The organism is Microbacterium sp. BF1 (genome assembly GCF_019279095.1).
GTDB classification, from domain to species: Bacteria; Actinomycetota; Actinomycetes; order Actinomycetales; family Microbacteriaceae; genus Microbacterium; species Microbacterium maritypicum.
In genome coordinates this window covers 1-1,925 of sequence record NZ_JAGYWT010000465.1, presented here as the reverse complement: position 1 = coordinate 1,925, position 1,925 = coordinate 1, and the positions used below count along the sequence as shown (strand labels likewise).

Genomic DNA, 1,925 nt, shown 5'->3' with positions numbered 1-1,925 from the left:
GCTCCGAGCGTCGCAGCGGGGCCGGCGGTCGAGGCCGGAGGACCGGACGTGCGCTTCGCGGCGATCGGTGACATCCACGTCAATTGGGACGAGCTCGCCGAGGCCTACGACTTCTGGGCGCAGGAGAACGTGCAGACCGCCCTGTTCGTCGGCGACCTCACCAACAGTGCGACGCCGGGCGAGTTCGCCGGGCTCAAGCAGACGATGGATTCGAAGGCAGGCCTCGGCATCCCGGCGATCGCGTCGCTCGGAAACCACGATGTCTCGGGCATCTCGTCGTACGACCTGTTCACGCAGGCGACGGGCGGTCAGAAGCCGAACGCCGACTACACCGTGAACGGCTACCACGTCATCACGGTGTCGCCGGGCAGCGGCACCATCGACCCCGACACGGGCAAGCCCTCGGGAGCGAGCGGCGGCAACTACGCCTACGCCCAGTCCTGGCTGCAGCAGAGGCTGGCGGCCGCCACGGCCGAGGACCCGAACAAGCCCGTCATGGTGCTGGTGCACCACCCGCTCCAGTGCACCCACTACGTCTCGAACGAGTGGTACGGCACCGGTCTCTCCAGCGGCTGCGGCGACGGCTTCCAGTCCGTGTTCGATGACTTCCCGCAGGCTGTCGTCTGGGGTGGTCACATCCACACGCCGCAGAACATCCCGACCTCGATCTGGCAGGGCCAGGAGAACCGGAGCGGCGAGCGGTCCACTCAGGGATTCACCACCGTGAACGCGCCGCCGCTGGCGTACTACGAGTTCGAGTCCGGTGTCGTGAACTCGAGCCCGACCAGCCGCGGCAACGACACCACGCCGGATGACGCGGGCAACAACCGCCAGACGGCCATCGTCGAGATCACCGGCACCACCGTCACCATCAAGAACTACGACCTGCTCGCCGATCAGTGGATCGACCAGACGTGGACCTGGGACGTGGCTGACTCCGTGGATGAGACCAAGAGCTACGACGAGCGGTTCCCGTTCAACGACACCTACCGAGCGAGCCAGTCCGCAGGACCGGTCTGGCCGGAGGGTGCGGCCGTGACCGTGGGCGACATCGCGAGCGCGAAGGCGATGGTCTCGTTCCCGCAGGCCGTCCCCGCGCCGAACTCCGTCGGCGACATCGTGCACAAGTACCGCTACTCGACGGTCGACGTGGCCACCGGCGAGGAGGTCAACTCCTTCCTGCAGTGGTCGGGCTTCTACAACCTGCCGATGCCTGCCGACCGCAGGCACGAGGTGTGGAACCTGCTCCCCGGAAAGGAGTACGAGGTGCGGGTCACCCCCATCAACGCCTGGGGCAAGGAGGGGTCGGCGTTGACGGCCCGGTTCACGAGCACCGAGGGCAGCGGCGGTGAGGGGCCCTTCGACCCCAGCAGCCTGACCTTCGACGACCTCCGCGCTGCCCTGCCCACGGCTGATCTCCTGGATGTCGGCTTCGCGGGCGGCACGGCGAGCGACTCCTCTCCGGCCGCGCGTCCGCTCACCGCAGGCGCCGATGCCCGGATCGAGAACGATCCCGCCGTGGGATCCGATGTCGTGATCGGCGCGGAGGGGGCTGCCACCGGCATCCGCACTCCGAAGTGGACGGACGCGGAGTATGCAGCGTTGCAGGACGGCTTCACCCTCGATGCGACCTTCCGTCTCGACGCGATCGCCGGCGGATACGTCGACGTGTTCGGCGGCATGCAGAGCGGCGGCATCGGTCTCGAGGCCGTCGGCACCAGCGCGACGACGTACGAGCTGCAGTTCTGGTACGCCTCGCCTCGTCCGGCGGTCAGCCTGAAGTACGGCCAGTGGTACCACGTGACCGCCTGGTATGACGGTCAGGATGCACGGCTGTACGTCGACGGCGTCCGAAAGGCCGAGTCCGAAGGAGTGTCGTTCTCCGTCAAGCCCAGCGCGGCCGATGCGCGCTACATGGTGATCGG

1 protein-coding gene is annotated in these 1,925 nt (G+C 67.8%); it reads left to right on the top strand.

Features of this window, described 5'->3' with window-relative positions; all coding sequences use genetic code 11:
* Positions 1–1,925, top strand: a 1,925-nt coding sequence (locus KZA10_RS13680; protein ID WP_218683155.1) for a metallophosphoesterase, incomplete at both ends; no start/stop codon positions are given.